Genomic DNA, 21,934 nt, shown 5'->3' on the forward strand with positions numbered 1-21,934 from the left:
AACCAGACTGGGCTTTTTGTTGCGGGCTTGCTTGCGCTACACCGCGTCTGATAAGCTGGTGAAGGTGAAGTCTCGAATCTTCAAGGGCGGGACCATGTTGCCGCCCAACCGCACCGGCTTGCCCATGGCTTCGATGTTGTTGAGCATGATAACCGGGCTTTCGTTGAAGCGCATGTTCTTGATGGGGTGCTTGATCTTGCCGTTTTCGATGTAGAACGTTCCGTCGCGGGTGAGGCCGGTGACAAGGAGTGTCTGCGGATCAACGTCGCGGATGTACCACAGGCGCGTGACCAGGATGCCCTTGGCCGTGCCTTTGATGAGGTCATCGACGCTTTGGGTACCGCCTTCCATGATCCAGCCGCTAGGGAAAGCAGTAGCAGGCTTTTTGCTTTTCTCGGCCCAATAGCGAGAGTAATACAGATTCTTCATCACGCCTTTCTCAACCCACGTCATGCGCTTCACGGGCAGCCCGTCGCCGTCGAACACACGGCCAGGAGCCGTGGCGTTAAGCGGATCGGAGTAAATGGTAACGCGCGGGTCGAAAAGCTTTTCGCCGAGCTTGTTGCCGCCGCCTTTCTTGCTGAGGAAGCTACGGCCTTCGTCGGCTTCGCGGGCATCGAGCGCGTACATCAGACGGTTCAGAATACCTTCGTCGGAAACCAGGGCGGCGGGCTCCAGAATTACCGTGTACTTGCCGGGCTCAATGGCCTTGGCTGCTACCGAGCCGGCAGCTTTGGTGGCGGCAATGCTGGTGAGCGTTTTGGCGTTGAATTTAGCTACGTCGGTGTAGTCGGCCACAGCGTAGCCCGAGCCAGTACCGTCAGCAGTGCGCACGGTTACCGAATAATCTAGCCGTGTGAATTGCTGGTAACCTTCCAAGCCTTTGTTGTTGCGGATGGCCACGAAGCTCGGGCCGTCTTCGAGGTAACCAGCGGCCGTGAGCTTGCGAGGTTCGCAGAGCGCAATGCTGTCGGCGGCCACTTGGGCGCGGAAGTCGGCCGTGATGCCGGCTGTGGCCGCGGCGTAACTGTTGGGCGTGAGGAACTGCTGCGGCCCGAGCATGGGCATATATTCGGGGTCTTCGGGTGCCAGTTTCGCTATTTCCTCGGCCCGCTGCACGCACCGGCGTAGGGTGGCATCGTCGAACTGGTTGCAGGTAGCCACACCCGAGCGTTTGCCGAACCGGGCTTCTACGGCCAGGCTCACATTGTCGGATGAGCCGGCGGTACTCACGTTGTTGCGGGCGTAGCGAATGTTGCCAGTGGTGCGGCCATTGAGCTGGCCCGCGCACTCATCGGCCGTGCTGAAGCTCAGGACCTTCTTCAGGATGGCCTGCGCTTCGTCTTGGGAAAGTATTGCCATGGGGTGATTGTTGAGTTGTTGCTTGCTGGCTAGTTATTGGCTGATGTAGAGCAAGTTGCTCTGCCATTCCGAGCAGAGCGAAGAATCTGGAGTAATCAGTTGACGACCTCACTCTGATTCCTTGCTTCACTCGGAATGACAGTTCAGGTGCACTAACTAGCCAATTTTCCGTGCCGTGTTGATGACGTTGACGCCGTTGAAGCGAGTAGTAGCCGAACCGTGGCTCACCGCCGAAATCTGGCTCGGCTGGCCCTTACCGTCAAAGAAAGTACCCATAAGCCGATAGTCGGATTGGTCGCAGGAGCCGGCGCAGGAGTTCCAGAACTCTTGCGTGTTGGCCTGGTAGGCTACGTCCTCAATCATGCCCGCTATTTTGCCTTTCTCGATGGCGTAGAACACCTGGCCCCCGAACTGGAAGTTATAGCGCTGCTGGTCAATCGAGTAGGAGCCGGCTCCGGCAATGTAGATGCCCTTATCCACCTTGCTGATCATTTCGTCTACGCTCAGCTTGGCGGTGCCGGGTTGCAAGCTCACATTGGGCATGCGCTGAAACTGCACCGAACTCCAGGCATCGGCATAGCAGCACCCGTCTGATTCCTGCTGCCCCACTACGGCAGCTTGGTCCCGGATTTTCTGATAGTTTACCAGCTTGCCTTCTTTGATGAGGTCCCACTGCTTGGTTTTCACGCCCTCATCGTCGTAGCCCACCGCGCCCAAAGAACCTGGCTGCAACTTGTCGGCTACAATATTCACTTGCTTGGAGCCATAGGGGATGTTCTTGGCTTTCCACTCCAAGGTGGCGAAGCTGGTGCCCGCAAAATTGGCTTCATAGCCGAGTACCCGGTCCAGCTCGGTAGGGTGGCCCACCGATTCATGAATGGTCAAGCCGAGGTGGCCAGGGTCGAGCACCAGGTCATATTTGCCGGGCACTACGCTCTTAGCGGTTAGCTTTTCTTTGGCGTGTTTGGCTGCCTGCGCGGCATCTTCCAAAATGTCGTAGCGCTGCTTGTAGCCGACCACTGTGGTGCCCGTAGGACCTGCTACTCTCTCGCTGGCGCCGGGCGTCAGGTATTCGTAGCCCAACCCCATGGCCGCCGACATCGACTCGCGCGAGCGAAACTTGCCGGTTGCCTTGTCGATGGCCGTGACGGTAAATGTGGGCCAGATACGGTGCACGTCTTGGTCGATGTAGGAACCGTCGGTGCTGGCGAAGTACTTCTGCTCGTTCACCTGGAATAGCGCCGAGTTGATGTAGTTAGCGCCGTTTTCGAGGGCCTTGGCATTGGCGGCCAGCAGCAAGTCCGCCTTTTCCTTCACGGGTACTTCGAAAGGATTTTTCTGGATGGGCGTCTTCCAGCTGACCTCGCCGTAGCCTTGTTGCGGCGCCAACTGCACAGGTTGTTTCTGCACCTTCTGGTTGGCTTTGGCAATGGCCGTTGCCGAGCGGGCCGCTGCCGCAACGCCAGCTTCCGTTATGGTGTTGGTTGACGCAAACCCCCACGCGCCGTTCACCAACACCCGAACCCCCGCCCCGAGGCTCTCGGTGCTGGTAATGTTCTGCACCTGCTTTTCGCGGGTGAAAACGTACTGATTGAGGTAGCGCCCAATGCGCACATCGGCATACGACGCACCAGCAGATTTTGCCGCATTTAAGGCAGCATCAGCGAGGCGCTTTTTCAGGGCCGGGTCCATGACTTCGAGCAGTTGCTCGGGGTCCACAAGCATACCTCCCAACCCAGGTATACTTGGTAGCAGCAGGCCCCCGGCCGCCAGGCCAGTCAGCCCCATAAAGTCACGTCTTTTCAAAGTGCTTGAGAATTAGAAGGTGAAGAAAGAACCGAAGGAAGCAGCCAGGAACAGGTTTCCCATGTGCTATGGATGCTACTTCCAGATCAAGGTTGCTAAAATATTCAAGAAACCGAATGAAAAGTAAATGCCCGCCCGGCGCAAACCGGACGGGCAACCTACTAGGCGAAAAGCGACAAGCTTACATCACCCATTTTGCTAGCCAATCTTGCGCGCCGTATTGATGACGTTGACGCCGTTGAAGCGCGTAGTAGCCGAACCGTGGCTCACCGCCGAGCTCTGTGCGGGCTGACCTTTGCCGTCGTTGAAGAAGCCCGCGAGGCGGTAGTCGGACTGGTCGCAGGAGCCGGCGCAGGAGTTCCAGAACTCCTGTGTGTTGGCCTGATAGGCCACGTCTTCTAGCATGCCGGTAATCTTGCCTTTCTCGATGGCGTAGAACACCTGACCACCGAACTGGAAGTTGTAGCGCTGCTGGTCGATGGAGAACGAGCCATTGCCGGCGATGTAGATGCCCTTATCCACGTTCTTCACCAGTTCATCTACGCTCAATTTGGCGGTGCCGGGGCGTAGGCTTACGTTGGGCATGCGCTGGAATTGCACATCCTGCCACGACTGTGAGTAGCAGCACCCATCCGATTCTTTCTGACCCACCATAGCGGCCTGGTCCCGAATCTTCTGGTAGTCGATCAGCTTCCCTTCTTTGATGAGGTCCCATTCTTTGGTTTTCACGCCTTCGTCGTCGTACCCCACCGCGCCCAACGAGTTCGGCTGGAGTTTATCGGCCACAATGTTGACTTGCTTGGAGCCATACGGAATGTTCTTGGCTTTCCACTCCAGCGTAGCGAAGCTCGTGCCGGCGTAGTTGGCCTCGTAGCCGAGCACCCGGTCCAGCTCCGTCGGGTGGCCTACTGATTCGTGGATGGTCAAACCCAAGTGGTGCGGGTCGAGCACTAGGTCGTACTTGCCCGGTACCACGCTCTTAGCCGTCAGCTTTTCCTTCACCTGCTTGGCGGCAGCGGCGGCATCTTCCAAAATGTCGTAGCTGTTTTTGTAGCCAATCACGTTGGAGCCAGCCGGTCCGGCAACCTTGTCGGCCGCCTTGGGCGTCAGGTATTCGTAGCCCATGCCCATGGGAGAACTCAACGACTGCCGGGAGCGAAACTTGCCCGACGCCCGGTCGATAGCCGTAACCCCGAAGGTCGGCCAGATGCGGTGAATGTCCTGGTCGATGTAGGAGCCGTCGGTGCTGGCAAAGTACTTTTGCTCGTTCACCTGAAACAGCACGGAGTTGACAAACGAGGCGCCATTTTCGAGGGCCTTGGCATTGGCAGCCAGCAGGATATCAACTTTGTCCTTGATGGGTACCTCGAAGGCATTCTGCTGAATTGGGGCTTTCCAGCTTACTTCGCCGTAGCCTTTTTGGGGCGCAAGCTGCACCTGAGCCTTCTGCACTTTCGAGTTGGCCTTGGCAATCTGCACGGCCAGCTGCGCGGCTTTGGCCAAGCCCGCTTCCGTTACCTGGTTGGTAGCGGCAAAGCCCCAAGTTCCGTTGGCAATAACCCGGATGCCCGCGCCGTAGCTTTCGGTGCTCAGGATGTTCTGCACCTGCTTTTCGCGGGTGAAAACGCCTTGGTTGAGGTAGCGCCCAATCCGCACGTCGGTGTACGTGGCGCCGGCTGCCTTAGCAGCATTGAGGGCCGCATCGGCTAGCTTTTTCTTAACGGCCGGGTCCACGGCGGCATCTAGCAGGCGCAGGGGGTCTACCTCGATGCCACTGCCAAAACCGGGAATGCTGGGTATAAACAGAGCTCCGGTAGCCAAGCCGGTAAGCCCTACAAAGTCACGTCTTTTCAAAACAGTAATGAATAGAGAAGTAGAAAGAGAGGATACGCAGCCCGAAGCCACGCTTCGGGCTACTGCTTACACAGCGTCCGAGAGGCTGGTGAACGTGAAGTCCCGAATTTTGAGCGGCGGCACGAGGTTGCCATTCACGCGCACGGGCTTGCCAATGGCTTCCAGGTTGTTGAGCATGATAATGGGCGACTCGTTGAAGCGGAAGTTCTTCACTGGGTGCTTGATCTTGCCGTTCTCGATATAGAAGGTTCCGTCGCGGGTGAGGCCCGTGTACAGCAGCGTCTGCGGATCAACAGGACGGATGTACCACAGGCGCGTTACGAGGATACCTTTGGCGGTACCCTTGATCATGTCTTGCACGCTCTGGGTGCCACCTTCCATAATCCAGCCACCAGGCCGTGGAATATCTGGAATACCCGCTTTCTGGGCCCAAAACCGCGACGTGTAGAGGTTTTTCACTACGCCCTTCTCAATCCAAGTCATCTTCTTCTGCGGACGACCGTCGCCGGCAAACGTGAGGCTGGCAATTTCGGCATTGGTGGGGTCCGAGTAGATGGTTACCCGCTCGTCGAACAGCTTTTCGCCTTTGCGGTTGCCGCCGCCTTTTTTGCTGAGGAAGCTGCGGCCTTCGTCGGCGTTGCGGGCATCCAGCGCGTTCATCAAAGCCGCCAGCAACGAGGCGTCGGTATTGGCTACCAAGGCGGCGGGCTCCAGAATAACGGTGTACTTGCCGGGCTCAATGGCCTTGGCATTGCGCGACATAGCCGCCTTGTCGGCCGCTACTTGGGTCAGGGCGCCAGCGTCGAATCCGGCGGCATCGTTGTAATCACCAGTGGCGTAGCCGGAGCCGGTTCCATCGGGGGTACGTACCGTGATGCTGAATGACAAGTTGGTGTACTGCTGATAGGCTTCCAGGCCTTTGTTGTTGCGCTTGGCCACAAAGCCGGCTTCGTCGTTGAGGAAAGCAGCTGAAGTGACTTTCTTCTCGTCGCAGATCTTCATGGTTTTGCCGATCTGCGTTGCGCGGAAGTCCGGCGTGATGCCGGCCGTAGACGCTGCAAACGACTTGGGAGCAGCGATATACGTCTGAGCTCCGAGCAGGGGCATGTACTCTGGGCTCTCGGGGGCCAGCTTGGCAATTTCTTCGGCCCGTTGCACGCAGCGGCGCAGCGTGGCATCGTCGAACTCGTTGCACGTGGCTACACCCGAGCGTTTGCCGAACCGCGCTTCCACCGCTAAGCTCACGTCATCAGCAGCACCGCTGGTACTGATGGCGTTGCGGGCCGAGCGGACGTTACCACCGTTGCTGCCGCTGAGTGTGGCCTCACACTCGTCGGCGGTACTGAAACTAAGGACCTTCTTCAGGATGGCCTGGGATTCGTCTTGGGAAAGAATTGCCATTAGGTAATTGTTGAGTTATTGCTTGCTGATTGTTGGTTGATTGGCTGATGTAAAGCAAACCGCTTCGTCTGTCATCCCGACGCAGGAGGAATCTGAGTGAAGTCGTTAGAACACCTAACTCAGATGCCTCGCTTCACTCGGAATGACAGTTCAGGTGCCTAACTAGCCAATTTTCCGTGCTGTATTGATGACGTTGACGCCGTTGAAGCGCGTAGTAGCCGAGCCGTGGCTTACCGCCGATACCTGGCTCGGCTGACCTTTGCCATCGAAGAACGATCCGAACAGACGATAGTCAGACTGGTCGCAGGAGCCGGCGCAGGAGTTCCAGAACTCCTGTGTGTTGGCCTGATACGCCACGTCTTCGAGCATGCCCGTAATCTTGCCCTTGTCGATGGCATAGAACACTTGGCCGCCGAACTGGAAGTTGTAGCGCTGCTGGTCAATCGAGTAGGAGCCGCGGCCAGCAATGAAGATGCCTTTATCTACCTTGCTCACCATGTCATCCACGCTCATTTTCTCTTTGCCGGGCTGCAAGCTCACATTGGGCATGCGCTGAAACTGCACCGAGCTCCACGAGTCCGCGTAGCAGCACCCATCCGATTCTTTCTGACCAACGATATGCGCCTGGTCGCGAATTTTCTGGTAGTCGACGAGCTTGCCTTCTTTGATAAGGTCCCACTGCTTGGTTTTCACGCCTTCGTCATCATAACCGACTGCGCCCAAAGAACCAGGCTGCAGCTTATCAGCCACAATATTCACTTGCTTCGAGCCGAACGGAATATTCTTGGCCTTCCATTCCTGAGTGGCGAAAGAAGTACCGGCGTAGTTGGCCTCGTAGCCGAGCACCCGATCCAGCTCGGTAGGGTGGCCCACCGACTCGTGAATGGTTAGGCCGAGGTGGTTGGGGTCGAGTACCAGGTCGTACTTGCCGGGCACCACGCTCTTGGCCGTTAGTTTGGTGCGGGCATGTTTGGCCGCAGCGGCGGCATCTTCCAGGATGTCGTAGCTGTTTTTGTAGCCAATAATATCGGAGCCGGCCGGTCCCGGAATCTTGTCGGCAGCTTTCGGGCTGAGATACTCATAGCCCAAGCCCATCGGGGCCGACATAGCATCCCGGGAGCGGAACTTGCCCGAGGCCTTGTCGATAGCTGTCACGCTGAAGGTTGGCCAGATGCGGTGCACGTCTTGGTCGATGTAAGAACCGTCGGTGCTGGCAAAGTACTTCTGCTCGTTGATTTGGAACAGCGAGGAGTTGACGAAAGAGGCCCCATTCTCCAACGCCTTGGCGTTGGCGGCCAACAATAGCTCTACTTTCTGCTTAACGGGTACCTCAAAGGCATTTTGCTGAATTGGTGTTTTCCAGCTTACCGTACCGTAGCCCTGCTGCGGGGCCAGCTTCACTTGCTCTTTTTGCACCTTGGAGTTGGCCTTGGCAATCTGCACTGCCAGTTGGGCGGCTTTCGCTAGGCCCGCTTCCGTCACGGTGTTGGTAGCGGCAAATCCCCAGGTACCGTTGGCAATAACCCGAACGCCCGCACCGAAGCTTTCGCCGCTGGCTATGTTCTGGACTTGCTTTTCGCGGGTGAAGATGCTTTGGTTGAGGTAGCGGCCAATTCGCACATCGGTATAAGTAGCGCCTGCCGCTTTGGCCGCATTCAGGGCTGCGTCGGCTAAGCGTTTGTTCACGGCCGGGTCCACTGCCTCCAGCAGCCGGGCCGGGTCGACGGGGTTGCCACCCAAGCCTGGAATCGTGGGCAGAAAAAGTGCCCCGGTAGCCAAGCCAGTGAGGCCCACAAAATCACGTCTTTTCAAATCAAGGAAAGGTTTGGTTGGAAAGGAAGGAGAATAAGCAGCAGTTTAGGACGAAGCCTTATTATATGCAACTGAAGGACGCTGACAGTAAAAGGAAGCTGCATGGTTTGGTGCAGTCCGGAACCGTTCTTCCTTGAGCAATTTACCTGTACTTACTGCCGTCAGCGAAGAAGTTCGTGCTATAGTGCTAGCTGTAAGTGGCACATAAAAAAAGCCTCTCAAACCAAGGAGAGGCTTTCTTATGTTTAGTTGTACTACTCGTTGCGCGTCATCAAGCGGTTGGTTGCCAGTTCCGTGCTTGGAATAGGCCAAATGTAATTGCGCGAAGCCGGATCGGTAGCTGAAACCGCACTAACGGTGCCTTTGGCTGGAATCGGCAGTAAATTCCGCATGAGGTCGATGTTGCGGATACCTTCTCCCAGAAACTCGATGCGACGTTCCAGCAACACAGCATCAACAGCTTGCGCCGTGGAAGTGAATACCGGATAGGCGACAGGAGGAGTTGGTGGATTTGTTGCAGGAGTTGGATTGGAGCGCAGAAGCACTGCATTCAATAATGCTACTGCCTGCGGGTCGGTGGGGCCAGCCGTGCGGAAGCGGGCTTCGGCCAAGCTCAACAGGACTTCTGCATAGCGAATAACTGGCGCCTTGTCCGTGTAAGGTGTGCCGTTCGGGTATTTGTTCAGGTAGTAAGTGGTGCCGGTAGTGCTGACCAACGGCGTGATTAGGCTAGTGCGGCGCACATCGGTCTGCCGGAAACCTGTGTTGGTCAGGATGCCACCAGTACCATTATTGAGGAAGTATTCCCCATTGCCTACTGGGGCAGGGCGGTAGTAGAACGCCAACTGATTCTGTGTGCCCGGTGCATTCTGAGCCGTAAATGGGAAGCTCAAGATACTTTCAGTGGTTTCCTGTGGAGCCGTGAATACCGCTACTATGGATGGATTTAGTTCGTGTTTGACGCCAGTAGGCGCAACAAAAGGAGCAGTAGCCGACACTATCTTGTTTGCCTCCCTGATTACGTCGGCATAGCGGCCCATGCTCAAATACACGCGTGTTTTTAAAGCAATAGCCGTGTTGCGGTGAGCCCGGGTCACGGCCGTTCCAACAGCCGGAATAAGCGGAAGCTTTGCCTCAGCCGAATCGAGGTCAGCGAGAATCTGAGTGTATACTTCTCCCACGGTGCTGCGAGCCAAGTCGTTGTTGGTGCCGTCTGTTTCGGCCTGTAGGCGCAGGGGAAGTCCTGGCTTTGTGCCGTTGGCATCGGTATAGGGCCGAGCATACAACTGCAGCAGCGAGTAGTAGCTCAGAGCGCGCAGCAGGCGCGCCTCCGCCCGGTATTGCACAACCGTGCTGTTGTAGTTAGCCGGAAAAGGAGTGGCTGCAAACTTGGCTTGGTTAGCATCAAGACCCGCTAAAAACAAGTTGATCTGATTGATAGCCGCGTAGCCAGCCGTCCACAGGTTCCACACGTCATTTTGCGAGTTCTCATTAAGGGTGTGATTCCATACCCCGAGAGCCGTTACGCCGTTGTTGGTGCGGTTGATAAAATCATTGGCCCGCACATCACTATATACCTGGTAGCGTCCGCCTAGGAAGTTGCCCACTTTCACGTAAGAATACAAGCTATTGACTTGCAGCAGCACGCGCGCTGGGGTGTCGAATACCACTTCCTGTGGGAACAGAGTGGTTGGTACGGGGTCCAGTAAATCGGACTGACAAGAGAACAAGCTGAGCGCCAGCGCAGAGGTACAAGCTCCGGCGGTAATTATTTTTTTAAATGATGACTTCATCAGACTGCCGTGTTTAGAAACCAATGTTGAAACCCACCGTGTATGTCCGGGCCTGACCAACCGAGTTGCGGTCGACGCCGGCGCCGGTATTGGCGTTGGAGCCCGAGGTGGCGTTGGTGGAAATTTCAGGGTCGATGCCTGAGTAATTGGTAATCAAGCCCGCATTCTGCACCTGCGCATACACCCGCACGCTGGCAATATTAAACCGGGTCAGGGCCGAAGGCTTCACGTTATAGCCTAGCGACACGTTGCGCAGACGCGCAAAGTCGCCTTTCTCGATGTTCGACGACATCACCAAGGCCGAGCCATTCGATACGTTGTCGCCATATACCACGCGTGGCCATTCAGCATTGGTGTTGGTTTCGGTCCAGCGGTTAAGAATGTCTACGTCGTTGTTCCAGAAGCGCTGGTCATGTAGGCCCGACTTTGTGCCGTTGTATAGGTAGTTGCCGCCAGAGAACTGAATGAACACTCCCAAGTCGAAATTCCGGTATTGGAAGGTGTTATCGAAGCCCCCGTACCACTTAGGCAGCGTTGGGCCATAGTATCGGCCGTCTACTAGTTGGTTGGGAGCTGCTGTAGCTAAGCCAGTTGCTACATCCGTCCAGCCTAGGCCCAGGTGGTTGTACTGTGCAACTACACCATTGGCTTTCTGAATCATCCGCTGGCCATTTGCTGGATTTACACCCAACGAAGGCACGGCCAATAACTCTCCAACTGAACGGCCCACTTCCGTATAGTTTACCGTTTCCAGCGAGGTAGGTGTACCAATGCGCTGGCCTTCGGTGGCCAAACTCAATACTCGGTTTTTGAGGGTGGTATAGTTGCCGCTCACCGTCCAGGTGAAGTTGGCTGTCTGAACCGCAATAGCTCTCAGGTTCAGTTCAATACCGGTGTTGCGCATCGAGCCTACGTTGGCCAGATACGTGTTGTTGTTGATGTTGGCCACATCGCCGGGCGCGGCGCCAGGAATACCTTTAGACGGGGCTTGTGGCACACGCAGAATCAGGCCATCCACGAGGTTGCGGTAGTAGGTAACGTCGCCAGTGAGCCGGTCGCTAAACGCCCCGAACGTAAGCCCCACATCAGTTTTCTTGCTGGTTTCCCAGGTCAGGAGAGGGCTGCCGGGATTGCTGAAATACAGGGTGGCATTGTCACCGTATAGGCTATTTTCGTAGGTGAACAGCGAGGCGTAATCGTCAACGCCTTGGCTGTTGCCAACCTCGCCGTAGCTCCCCGTAAGCTTTAGGAAGTTGAATTTTTCGGCAAAGGCAGAGTTCTTCCAGAAGTCTTCTTCTGACACAATGTAGCCGAGCGAAGCACCATAGAAATTGCCCCACTTTTCGGCCCAAGCCGAATAGCCGTCTCGCCGGAAGTTGAAGGAAGCCAGGTACTTCTTACCGAAGTCGTAGTTCAAGCGGCCGAAGTAAGAGAGTAGGTAGTTCTCACCTTGGAAGTTGCCAGCCGCCGAGATGTTGGTGAACGTGCCTTGGTAATTGGTTAGGAACGGATCGGCAATGTTGGTCCGGCTAGCACCCCAGCGTTCTGTTTCGGTGTGTTGTTGTTCGCCACCCACCAGCAACGAGAAGTTGTGCTTTTCACCGAACGTGCGGTCGTACTGCGCCGTGTTCTGCCAGTTCCACCGCTTGTTGACCCGGTTGTAGTTGGCGGCCGTGCCCCCCGTCGAGAAGCCGTCGCCCCCGATACGAGTATTGAAAGATTTGTCTTCGAACAGGATGTTGTTTATGCCAAACGTGGTACGCAGGTTCAGGCCCGTAACCACCTCCCAGTTGGCGTACACGCTCCCCTGAATTTCATTGCTTTCCGAAATGAAATAGTTGTTTTCCAAGTCTACCAGCGGGTTGTAGTAATTAACCCCCAACGGGTTACCGGTAGTCGGATCGATGTTGGCACCAGAGCCAATACCAGCGCCGCTGGTATTATATGTGCCGTCGGGGTTGCGCGGGGCCACGTTAGGCGGCAGCACCAAGGGCAAGCGACCAAGGCCGCCTGTTCCGAAAGCTCCGTCGGCTGTGGAGCCCGAGTTGGGCGACTGGTTGCGGCCGTTAGAGTACCCTACTCGGGTGCCGAGCGAAAAATTCTTGAAAACCTTGTGGTCGAGGTTGAGGCGGGCTGAAATACGGCGGAACTCGTTTTCCTCCAGCATGCCCTTCTGGTTGGTGTATCCTACCGACGTATAGTAGTTGGTCTTCTCGGTACCACCCGAAAAATTCAGAGTGTTAGAGGTAGAGAAACCCGTCCGGTAGATGTAGTCGTACCATTTTGTATCAATGTTGTTGCCGTTAGCGTCCTGTTGCAGTCGGAAGCCTTCGACGTTGGTGCCTGGCTGCCCTACCGAAATCCGGTTGGCGTTCAGATTGCGGACAGCCTCGTTCTTGATGTCAACATACTGCTCGGCATTAAGCACGTCGAAAAGCCGTACTGGCTCCGACCAGCCCGCCCACGAGTCCAAGGAAACGCGGCTCTGGCCTTTTCTACCCTTCTTGGTGGTTACGAGAATAACGCCGCCTGCCGCCCGCGAACCGTAAATAGCGGTGGCTGAGGCGTCTTTCAGTACTTCTATGCTTTCAATGTCACTAGGGTTGACGTTACTCAGCGGGTTGTTTGGCACACTGCCCACTGCCGACGTATTGCCGCTGAAAGCAGGAATACCATCAATAACAAACAGCGGCGACGAACTGAGGGTGATAGAGTTTACACCGCGAATCCGAATAACGGGAGCATTGTTGAGTACCCCGTTGGGCGTGGTGATATTGACGCCCGATGCCCGGCCTTGCAACGCTTGATCAAAGCTTTGCACAGGCTTAGCAGCAATTTCGGTGCCTTTGATAGTAGATACCGAACCAGTCAGGTCGCGCCGGGATTGAGTGCCGTAACCTACCACTACCACTTCATCGAGGCCAGTGGTGGCGGAACCAAGCGTCACATTCACAGCAGACTGTGTGCCCAGCGGTACTTCCTTAGTGTCAAACCCGACTGAAGAAAAGACAAGCGTGCGGGCTGATGTAGGAACGGCTAGGCTATAACGGCCTTCGCCATCAGTGGCAGTTCCTACGGAGGTTCCTTTTGCCACAACTGTGACGCCTGGAAGTCCTGCGCCATCAGTACCTAGTACTTGCCCGGTAACAGTGCGCGTCTGGGCCTGCACATCATGGCCGGCAAGCGCAACTACTGTAAGAGGCAATGAGAGTAATACTTTTCTCATGTGTCAATTAAGAGTGAAAAGAAGAGATGTTGCTAGGTGTTTCGACAATCAACTTTATTGGCAATTTTGACAAGTATATGTTATTGTTTCTTTAATAAAAACTACTAATCCCGAATAAATTATTAAAAATTTTTAATCCAAATATCCAGTAAGTACACACTTACTACATTTTTTAAAGGCTGCTTGAACTATGATTAGGTATATTCTTGCCAAATGGCAAGGATTGCCTTTTAGCCTAACTAAACGCTGTGCAGAACGGCAGCAACTCGTAGTCATGCTAGTGAGTACTACCCGTTATAATATTTTAAAAGAGTAGAAGCTAAACTAAGCAATCAACTCTAACAGAGCAGCGGCAATGCCTTGCCAGGGTTGGGCCAAGTTCAGCGTAACAATGCGGACAGGATATCCGCCTAAGGTGTAGCGCACGTCTAGTGCTTGGGAAGCGGCGGGATACAGCAAAACTCCTTCCAGCGCTTGGCCCGGAATGGTAGGTTGGTTTTGCAGGTAAGCATAAAGCTGGTAGAGGTGAGGAGAAATCAGCTTCTGCTGGTCGTAGCGCGGACGCAAAGCGGCTGCGTAGTATTTGGTATCAAGAATGATCTTCCGGTGAGGTGCTTCCAGCGTGGTATCCGTAATCATAGCTGGGAGCAGATTCAGTGCTTCGGGCGTAGCGGTGGTGGCTTGCCAGCGTATGGTTTCCGATAGTACCCGAAACTCGTGTTGCTCTAAGCGGTAGAAGTTGCGCACAAACTGCTCAAAGAGGCGTGCCATCAGCTGCTCGTCGCGGCGAAAGTCTCGGAACCGGAGGCGGCCATTTGCGTTTGGTTCGGGCAAAGCGCTGTGGTACACCAACTCACATACATTAAGTAAAAAGCTTTGCAGCCCGGTAGGACGCAGGCGGTGCACTGTGCGCAACAGCTCCGAAGAAAGCGGCAGCGGGAGCAAGCCTACCGGAAAGCGGCGCTGCGTAACCTTCAGCTCGTGGCGCAGCGCGGTAGGCAGCGCGCGGCTACGGCTAAGCTGCTGCAAGGTGCCTAGCAACAACTGGTTGAACGGCGTCTGGAACCCCAGCTCGTCATAGACGCAAAGGGCTCGGCCACGGCGCAGCAAATCACGGGAGAGGCTAGGCGCCAACTGCACACGTCCGCGTAGTTCTGTAAGCTCTTCTTCCCGCTCGGCATACGCCACCGCCAAGCCCTGCCGCAACAGCCGCCGCGTCCCCATCAGGAGCACATGCGCCAGCAGTTCCAGCGGCCGATGAAATGTATCTGCCTCTGCCGCCAGCAACTCCTGCTGCTCTGGTAGCCGATTCCAGGCATAACAGAGCAAATAGTACAGGTTCTGAATCGGAATCATGCAAGTCAGGCAGCAGTGTAGTGGTACTTTCGGTTACCCTAGCAGCCGTTTCTTCTGGGCGGTGGCTTTTGCGGGCTGGTCCAGCCAATAATCATCGAGAAGAGGCGCTATTTCCTGTTTCAATATCAAGCTCAACCAGGAGTCGGCAGCGGCGGGTTCGGCGGGAGGCTGGCAGAAGTAGCTGTGGCCGACACGAAAATCGGGTCCTAGCTCCGGGTCGTCGGCAATGGCAAGGTTGAGGTCGGTTAGGCGGTCAACGAGGCGCTGAATAACCGGCGCTGGCACCTGCTGCGCCGCTAAATACTCCTGAAATGGTGCCCCAAACTCAGGTGCTAGCTCCACGAAGGCAAAGCGACGACGCAAGGCATAATCCAGCGGCGCTAGGCTTCGGTCGGCTAGGTTCATAGTGCCTACTACGAATACGTTGGCGGGCATGTAAAAACGAGGCGCATCGGCAGGAGCATAGGGGAGGCGTACGGCGTGGGCAGGTCCACGCTTGTCGGCTTCCAGCAGCAACAGCAATTCCCCGAAAATGCGGCTCAAGTTGCCCCGGTTCAGTTCATCAATCAAAAGAAAGTACGGACGCTCCGGGTCCAAGGCTGCCCGTTCACAAAACGCAGGCAACACCCCATTCTGCAATCGAAACGTGCCTTGCGCATCGGGCCGGAAACCTTGCACAAAGTCTTCGTAGCTATAGCTCGGGTGAAATTGGATTAGCTCTATCCGGCTAGCATCGATAGCGCCAAGCTCCAGCCACGCCAGCCGACGGGCTAGAAACGTTTTGCCCGTACCGGGTGGGCCTTGCAAAATCAGGTTGCGGCGGCGGTGCAAAGCAGCTAGGGTGGCATCCAGCAACTCATCAGAAACAAACAACTCCTGCCTGGCCATAGCACGGTTGTAAGGCTGAGCGGGCGGCAGGTCGTAAGTGGCAGCCGGCTCATGGGCTACACTTGCCTCGGGGGCGGGTGCTGGCTCTTCTGGAGCAGGTGGCGATGCGCCTTTTTTGCGAGGAGGTTTCTCGCGGGTTATGCCCGTATGCAACTCCTGCATGGCATCTTGCGCGGCTACATCACCGTCCAGTAAAGACGAATTTTCCAGCGTTGGGCGCTTGGTGGCAATGGTAAAATCGAGCTGTTCCAGCACCCGGTTGGTGGGGGCGCCGGCGGGCAAGGGCCAAGCGGCTTCGGGCTGCTCTGTAGCCAGACGGTACGCCAGCTGCGCTACGGCCCGCGGCGCGTAGCGGCGGCCCCGGTATACAAGGTCGTACACGGTGCTCAGCGGCATCCGGGGGCCTTCGCGGTCCAGCTGGCGCAGGGCACGCAGTACTTGCTCGCGGGTAAGTAGACTAAGGTCGGGTTCTGGTCTGGGCATGCGTTTGAAAGTACGAGTAAAACCTATTTGCGCCACAGTTAGCTCCCACCGCCAGCTTTTTTTAAACGCAAAAAAGCCCGGTTGCGAGGTGCAAACCGGACTTCTATAGCTGGTTGAGCTACTTGCTCTGTGTGGTTTTCTTCTTGCCCTCGGGTTTGTCCTTCACAGTTTCCTCGTTCTTCTTTTCCTTGTTCTCAGTAGCAAGGCCGGTATGCTGCGGTAGAACGGTTGGCTGTGCTATGGAAGTGGCTGGTAATGCATGAGGTATAGCTTGTAGTACAGGACAAGCAAGGGGCAGCCGGGTTTTGTCGAGCTGTATCTGCCTCGCAGTGAAATGACTGAAAGTTAATATTCCGTATCTGTGAAGAGTTTGTACTTTCGAGCCATACTACTTCTATTGAATTATCCTTTTCGACAGATGAAAATAATGTTGTTCCGCCACTTGGCGGTATACCTCATGCTGCTAGCGGGCAGTTCCGTGTCGGCTCAGCAACTAAAATTTGAGAAAGATTCGCTGGGTGCAGTTTTGCAGCGTGCTCAGAAGCTCCAAAAGCCTGTGTGTTTGTTTTTCGTCTCTGTCCCGCCAACTTCCGAGCAGTCGAAGGAAAAGTTGGAGAGAATATATGGTACTGGGCTAGATGATGCTCCTGTGGCCGAGGTGCTAGAGCGAGATTTCTTGTTGGTGAAAGCACCTATCAGCACCCCGGAAGGTCAGCGGCTGGCGCGTCGCTACTCTGTTAGCACGTTTCCCACTTACCTCTACCTGCATCCTAATGGCACGGTACTGCACCGCAGCTTTGCCAACACGCGTGACCCGGAGCGCTACCTGCGCGATATTGCCACCTTCCGCCAAAAGCTCGCCAGTCCCGACAACCTAAGTGCTCTGGAGAAGCGCTATCGGCAGGGGGAGCGCAACGTGCAGTTTCTGCGTCTGTATCTGACCACTAAACGGAGCGTAGGCGGGCTTATCAGCCCCGAACTACTTGATACGTACGTGCAGGAGCTTCCAGCCAAAGCGTTCAATGATTATTCGGAGGTAGTATTCATTCACGAGTGCGGTCCGGTAGTGGAAAGCCGAGCATACAAGCTGGCGCGGCTAAATCAAAAACTGGTGGATAGTATGTACGCTACGCTGCCCTTAGCCCGGCGGACAGCGTTCAATAACCTCATTATCAGCAATACCATGCGGGCCGCTATAACTCGCCGCGACCAGACTCTGGCTATGCAAGGAGCTGGTTTTGCTAGAGGATCATGGGCGTCGTCGCGCGACTACAACCGAGGGGCACGGGCTTACGAGCAGAACATGCTGCATTACTATCAATCCCTGCGCGACACCGCTCATTACCTGCCGATGCTGACTCGTTTCTATGAGCGCTACTACATGGCCGTCGTGCCGGATACGATACGCCGTCAGCAGGCGGCGCAACAAGTTATAAGGGGGCCTTTCCAAAACACGCAGCCTTATCCCAACTTAGCGCAGCCGGATTCGGCAGCGAAAATGGTTTGGGTGAATCCGAAAGCCCGGGTGCCGGATACCTATGCGTTAGACCTCAACAATGGGGCATGGGCTGTTTATATCTCTGGCACTCGGCGCAGCGAATACCTCACCCAAGCCATGCGCTGGAGCCTGCGCACCATCGGCCTTGACCCCCGGGCCCCGTACTACGATACGCTCGCTCACTTACTTTATGCGCTGCGCCTAACCACCGAAGCCGAGGTAACGCAGCAGAAAGCCATAGCGCAAGCCAAGCGCGAGGGCCAGTCTACTGACCAGTACCAGGAGGTACTTCGCAAAATCAAGAGCCGTACCCTCTAGCACTCAGGTTCATTCGGCTACACCTACCATACGCTGAATGCCCAGCTTTTTCATGCGCGCCTCCAAAGTTTTGGGGTTGATGTCGAGGAGCAGGGCCGCGCCGGTAGGGCCGCTTACTCGGCCCCCCGTGCGGCGCAAGGCTGCGAGAATATGGTCACGCTCTAGTTCCCTGAGGGTCTTGAGTGAGCCGCTGGTGTCGGGCGTAGCAACCGGAGTACGGGTAGCTGAAAAGCCCGCAAATTCCAGGAAAGGTCCTTCGCTTACTATTACGGCTTGTTCGAGCACGTGCTCTAACTCGCGCACGTTGCCGGGCCAGTTGTATTGCCGAAGGGCGCGCAAATCCCGCTCGCGCAGGCCCCGTACGGGTTTGCCCATCTGCTTGGTGAAGCGCTCCAGAAAGTGCCGCATCAGCGGCTCAATATCCTCGGGCCGCTCACGCAAGGCAGGCAGGCGGATCGGAAACACGTCGAGGCGGTAGTACAAGTCGGCGCGGAAACGGCCCGCGGCTACTTCGTCTTCCAGTATTCGGTTGGAGGCGGCTACCACCCGGGCGTCGGTCTTGATGACGCGCCGGCCGCCAATGCGCTCAAACTCTTTTTCCTGCAACACTCGTAGGAGTTTGGCTTGCAAATCGAGGGGTAGCTCGCCTACCTCATCGAGAAAAATGGTACCGCCATCGGCTAGCTCAAACTTGCCTATGCGCCGGTCGAAAGCGCCCGTGAAGGCGCCTTTTTCGTGGCCGAAAAGCTCGCTCTCAATAAGCTGAGCAGGTAGAGCCGCGCAGTTGATCTTGATGAGGGCCCGGCCTTTTCGGGGTGAAAGGTTGTGCAGCGCGCGGGCCACCAATTCCTTGCCCGTACCCGTTTCGCCCTGAACCAGCACGGTGGTATCGGTGGGGGCTACTTGCCGAATTCGGTTCTGTACCTGCTGCATCACGGTACTGGTGCCTACAAAATCCTCGAATTTGGCGGTGGTGTTGATTTCGTCGATGAGGTAGGTTTTCTCTTGTTCGAGCTGCGCCCGCAAGGCTTCAATCTGCTCGAAAGCGAACAGGTTTTGCATAGCCAGCGTGATTTGCGGCACCAAGCTCTTCATTAGCTCCAAGTGCGCCGTGGTGAAGTTTTCGGGGCTACGGCTGGCCAGTACCAGCACCGCCTTTTGATCGTGCTCCACCCAAAGCGGAACGCCTAGCATCGAGCGGGTGCCGTGCTGTTCGGCGGCGTGGCGCAACATGCGGTATTGGGTGGTAAGACTCAGAAAGTCGGTGCCAATATGAATAGCGGGTTCCGAAAACAAGCCAAAGGTTTCGGCTTGCATAGCTTCTCTGCCTTGCAGCCCTTCCCAACGGTCTTCACCCAGAAAATCGAAGGTGCCGTCGGGGGCCTTAGCGAATTCAGCAAAGCTTTCGGTAGCAGCATCGGGCCGTTGAATGCGAAGCCCGAAGTAGTCGCAGGGTATAATGCGGTCTAGCTCAGTGGCTACTGTGCGGAAGAGCTGCTCCCGGTTTTTGCTGCTTAGCAAGGCATTGTTAATGGTGAGCTGGACCGACTTCTCTTGCTCTCGCCGAGCAACTTCCTCGAAAGCCAGCGTATTGCTCACGGCTACCGCTATCAGGCTCCCGATTTTGCCCAACAACGTGAGGTCGTCAGCTGAAAAGGTTGGCCGGCGACGCGCGGCCATCACTAGCAAGCCTACTAGTTGCCCACTCGTGCGCAGCGGTGCCACGGTAAGGTTGGGCATCTGGCGCTTCTGCATTTTCTGAAACGGCTCGTAGTTCGGGTAATCAGCCAGCAGCTTCATAATGTCGACTTGCTGCACGCGTGTATCCCGCAAAAAAACTTCGATGGGCGTCCCGGCTACCGGCGTTACGTCGGGTTCGTTGGGCATGAGGGGCGGAGCGCCGTCCAGCAAGTCGCGCAAGAAGATGCGCTTGCGCTGTAAAGTGCTATCGAAGGTGACGATGGCAATGCTGTCGAAAGGGAAAATTAGCCGCAGCTTTTCCGTTACGATCTTGAATAAAGCCTCTTTGTTGCGGGTAGTGGCAATGGCTTCGTTAAGATAAAGGAGCAAGGATTCGTCCTGATTATTCATGGTTCAGGTAAAAACAGACGCGTGTTTATATTCCCTAAATATCAGGAAAAAGTATGAGAAATTCCTCAAATATCAGGATAAATAAGGCCGTGCTTTAAGCTCGAGAGTAAGAAAAATAAAAAAATAATATGCGTTTAAACGTAGCCAAAGCCCTTTTCAGTGCGTATTAAACAGTTTTTAATCCTTTGGCACATCGTTGGGTAAGAGGATGACAACAACAAGCTGAATTCACGATGCTTTCCCGATCAACTCTTACCGTACCGCTTTTAACAGTTGGCTTGCTTGCAGGGGCTTCTACGGCTCACGCACAAGTAGTGGCCGACTCCCTATCGTTAAGCGGCACTATTCAAGCCGTACTAGATGCTAACCCGGCCATCACTTCCTTGGAAGAAGAAGTGAATGCCGCTACTAGCCGTGTAACCCAAAGCCGTGGTGGCTTCTTGCCCCAGGTAACGGGCACGGCCACGTATACCCGCATCGACCCAGTGGTAAAGCTCCAGCTTACCCCCGATGCGCCCGTGTTTCAATTAGCGCCCAATAACAACTACGACGCCCACATCACGCTGCAATATGGCCTGTTGGACTTCGGCAAAAAGGAAGCAACCACTAACCTAGCCGAAAGCCGCCGCCTCACCGCCACCGACAACATTGTTGTAACTCGCCGCGACCTAGCTTACTCGGCGGTGCAAGCCTACTACAACATCCTTTTCGTGCGCGAAAGCATTAAGGTGCAAGACGAGCAGATTGCTTCGTTGCTACAGCACCAGCGCGAAATGGAGAAGCGGGTGCAGGGAGGGGTGAGCACCAAGTTCGACGTGACAACCACGCAAGTGCGTATCACGCAGGCGCAGAACACCAAAATCGACCTTGAAAACCAGTTGCGCAACCAGCAGGTGCAGTTGGCTCGGCTGCTGCACAAGCCCGAGTATCTGAACGTGCCCGTGCGTGGCGCCCTCACCTATCAACCCCAGCCCGTTGATTTGAACTCCGCCTTAGCGCAGGCTATCGACAAGCGTCCGGAAGTGAAGCTCGCACGCGACGCTGAAAACACGGCCAACCTCAACCTGAAGGTGATTGAGCGGGCCAACACGCCTACGCTCGGCATCGGGGCTCAACTTGGTGGCAAAAACGGTTACCTGCCAAACCTCGACAAGATCCGGCCGAATTCAGTAGGGGTAGTACAGCTTTCGGTGCCCATCTACGACGGCAACAAAAACAAAAACCAGCGGGTGGAAGCCTTGGCTAACATTCGGGGCACGCAGGCTCGCACGCAGGATACGCAAGAGCAAATCCGCTCCGATGTGCGCCAGGCGGCCAACAACATACAGTCCAGCACTTCGCGCTACGACAACTCCCTGGTGCAGATTGCGCAGGCTACCGACGCCCTTACGCGCGCCAAAGCTCGCTACCGCTACGACGTAGGTACCAACCTCGACGTGCTCGATGCAGAAACCTCGTTAGCTCAGGCCCGCTTGGCCCGCTTGCAAGCCATCTACAACTACACCCTCGGGCAGTACCAGCTTAAGCGCGCAGTTGGCGAGCAGATATGGTAAGAGCAAGGCTGCTCAGTTGCTTCCTTGCTCACTTACTTTCTACATCATGACCCTTTCCACCATTCTTTGTCCGATAGATTTTTCGGAGGCGACGGGACCGTTGGTGGCATATGCAGCAACCCTAGCAGCCGGCACTGGCGCTGCCCTGCGGCTGCTGCATGTGTTGGAGCCGCAGCCCATGCTAGCAGGCCCTTCCGACCTCGACCTCGCCCAGCAACTAGCGCGCTACCACGCCAGTGCCGAGGCAGCGGGTGCGCAGGTTAGCACGGCCATTGTGCCGGGCACCGATGCGGCCCTTGAAATAGTAGAAGAAGCGCGTCGCCACTCGGCCGATATAATTGTTATCGGGGCGCACGGCCGCACCGGCCTCAGCCGATTCTTGATGGGCAGCACGGCCGAGGTAGTCGTACGGACGGCTCCCTGCGTGACGCTGCTGTTGAAGTCGCCGGTCGAGACTGGCGCGTACCGCAAAACAGCATAAGAGTAGAAGTTT

The 21,934-nt window shown here is 55.9% G+C and carries 13 protein-coding genes; 3 read left to right on the top strand and 10 right to left on the bottom strand.

Features of this window, described 5'->3' with window-relative positions:
* Positions 1 to 36 precede the first annotated feature (36 nt).
* The 9 genes from P1X16_RS23605 to P1X16_RS23645 form a co-directional block, all read right to left on the bottom strand.
* Positions 37 to 1,362 carry a TldD/PmbA family protein gene (locus tag P1X16_RS23605; protein ID WP_277234421.1) on the bottom strand — a complete coding sequence of 442 codons (1,326 nt, stop codon included), beginning with the start codon at positions 1,360 to 1,362 and terminating at the stop codon, positions 37 to 39.
* A 156-nt stretch (positions 1,363 to 1,518) separates the two neighbouring features.
* On the bottom strand, positions 1,519 to 3,168 hold the full coding sequence (locus P1X16_RS23610) for a TldD/PmbA family protein (protein WP_277234423.1): 1,650 nt from the start codon (positions 3,166 to 3,168) through the stop codon (positions 1,519 to 1,521).
* Positions 3,169 to 3,366: 198 nt separating this feature from the next.
* Positions 3,367 to 5,022, bottom strand: a complete 1,656-nt coding sequence (locus tag P1X16_RS23615) for a TldD/PmbA family protein (protein WP_277234425.1) — start codon at positions 5,020 to 5,022, stop codon at positions 3,367 to 3,369.
* A 66-nt stretch (positions 5,023 to 5,088) separates the two neighbouring features.
* The gene (locus P1X16_RS23620) at positions 5,089 to 6,423 is read right to left on the bottom strand and encodes a TldD/PmbA family protein (protein WP_277234427.1); all 1,335 of its coding nucleotides are present in this window, start codon (positions 6,421 to 6,423) and stop codon (positions 5,089 to 5,091) included.
* Between the two features lie 162 nt (positions 6,424 to 6,585).
* Entirely contained in the window at positions 6,586 to 8,235 is a 1,650-nt protein-coding gene (locus P1X16_RS23625; RefSeq protein WP_277234429.1) for a TldD/PmbA family protein, read from the bottom strand.
* A 254-nt stretch (positions 8,236 to 8,489) separates the two neighbouring features.
* Positions 8,490 to 10,028 (bottom strand): RagB/SusD family nutrient uptake outer membrane protein, encoded by a 1,539-nt coding sequence (locus tag P1X16_RS23630; RefSeq protein ID WP_277234430.1) that lies wholly within the window; start codon positions 10,026 to 10,028, stop codon positions 8,490 to 8,492.
* A 13-nt stretch (positions 10,029 to 10,041) separates the two neighbouring features.
* Complete coding sequence (locus P1X16_RS23635; RefSeq protein ID WP_277234431.1) at positions 10,042 to 13,254, bottom strand: TonB-dependent receptor; 3,213 nt, start codon at positions 13,252 to 13,254, stop codon at positions 10,042 to 10,044.
* A 324-nt stretch (positions 13,255 to 13,578) separates the two neighbouring features.
* Entirely contained in the window at positions 13,579 to 14,610 is a 1,032-nt protein-coding gene (locus tag P1X16_RS23640; protein ID WP_277234433.1) for a hypothetical protein, read from the bottom strand.
* Between the two features lie 33 nt (positions 14,611 to 14,643).
* A complete protein-coding gene (locus tag P1X16_RS23645) occupies positions 14,644 to 15,981 on the bottom strand; it encodes an AAA family ATPase (protein WP_277234435.1) in 1,338 nt (445 codons plus the stop codon).
* Positions 15,982 to 16,399: 418 nt separating this feature from the next.
* Here P1X16_RS23645 and P1X16_RS23650 point away from each other — a divergent pair, with 418 nt between their 5' ends.
* On the top strand, positions 16,400 to 17,797 hold the full coding sequence (locus P1X16_RS23650; RefSeq protein ID WP_277234437.1) for a hypothetical protein: 1,398 nt from the start codon (positions 16,400 to 16,402) through the stop codon (positions 17,795 to 17,797).
* 9 nt (positions 17,798 to 17,806) lie between these two features.
* On the opposite strand, the gene P1X16_RS23655 is transcribed toward P1X16_RS23650, so the two are convergent.
* Complete coding sequence (locus tag P1X16_RS23655; protein ID WP_277234439.1) at positions 17,807 to 19,888, bottom strand: sigma 54-interacting transcriptional regulator; 2,082 nt, start codon at positions 19,886 to 19,888, stop codon at positions 17,807 to 17,809.
* Positions 19,889 to 20,202: 314 nt separating this feature from the next.
* Here P1X16_RS23655 and P1X16_RS23660 point away from each other — a divergent pair, with 314 nt between their 5' ends.
* Both P1X16_RS23660 and P1X16_RS23665 read left to right on the top strand, forming a co-directional pair.
* Positions 20,203 to 21,441 (top strand): TolC family protein, encoded by a 1,239-nt coding sequence (locus P1X16_RS23660; protein ID WP_277234441.1) that lies wholly within the window; start codon positions 20,203 to 20,205, stop codon positions 21,439 to 21,441.
* 46 nt (positions 21,442 to 21,487) lie between these two features.
* The gene (locus P1X16_RS23665; protein WP_277234442.1) at positions 21,488 to 21,922 is read left to right on the top strand and encodes a universal stress protein; all 435 of its coding nucleotides are present in this window, start codon (positions 21,488 to 21,490) and stop codon (positions 21,920 to 21,922) included.
* Positions 21,923 to 21,934 lie beyond the last annotated feature (12 nt).

It is taken from the genome of Hymenobacter sp. YC55, assembly GCF_029433095.1.
In the GTDB taxonomy this organism is placed as follows: domain Bacteria; phylum Bacteroidota; class Bacteroidia; order Cytophagales; family Hymenobacteraceae; genus Hymenobacter.

What these genes read in the sequence shown, in the direction of transcription:
- P1X16_RS23605 (WP_277234421.1), bottom strand. Translation starts at nt 1,362, where the DNA reads ATGGCAATACTTTCCCAAGACGAAGCGCAGGCCATCCTGAAGAAGGTC.
- P1X16_RS23620 (WP_277234427.1), bottom strand. Translation starts at nt 6,423, where the DNA reads ATGGCAATTCTTTCCCAAGACGAATCCCAGGCCATCCTGAAGAAGGTC.
- P1X16_RS23630 (WP_277234430.1), bottom strand. Translation starts at nt 10,028, where the DNA reads ATGAAGTCATCATTTAAAAAAATAATTACCGCCGGAGCTTGTACCTCT.
- P1X16_RS23635 (WP_277234431.1), bottom strand. Translation starts at nt 13,254, where the DNA reads ATGAGAAAAGTATTACTCTCATTGCCTCTTACAGTAGTTGCGCTTGCC.
- P1X16_RS23640 (WP_277234433.1), bottom strand. Translation starts at nt 14,610, where the DNA reads ATGATTCCGATTCAGAACCTGTACTATTTGCTCTGTTATGCCTGGAAT.
- P1X16_RS23645 (WP_277234435.1), bottom strand. Translation starts at nt 15,981, where the DNA reads ATGCCCAGACCAGAACCCGACCTTAGTCTACTTACCCGCGAGCAAGTA.
- P1X16_RS23650 (WP_277234437.1), top strand. Translation starts at nt 16,400, where the DNA reads ATGAAAATAATGTTGTTCCGCCACTTGGCGGTATACCTCATGCTGCTA.
- P1X16_RS23655 (WP_277234439.1), bottom strand. Translation starts at nt 19,888, where the DNA reads ATGAATAATCAGGACGAATCCTTGCTCCTTTATCTTAACGAAGCCATT.
- P1X16_RS23665 (WP_277234442.1), top strand. Translation starts at nt 21,488, where the DNA reads ATGACCCTTTCCACCATTCTTTGTCCGATAGATTTTTCGGAGGCGACG.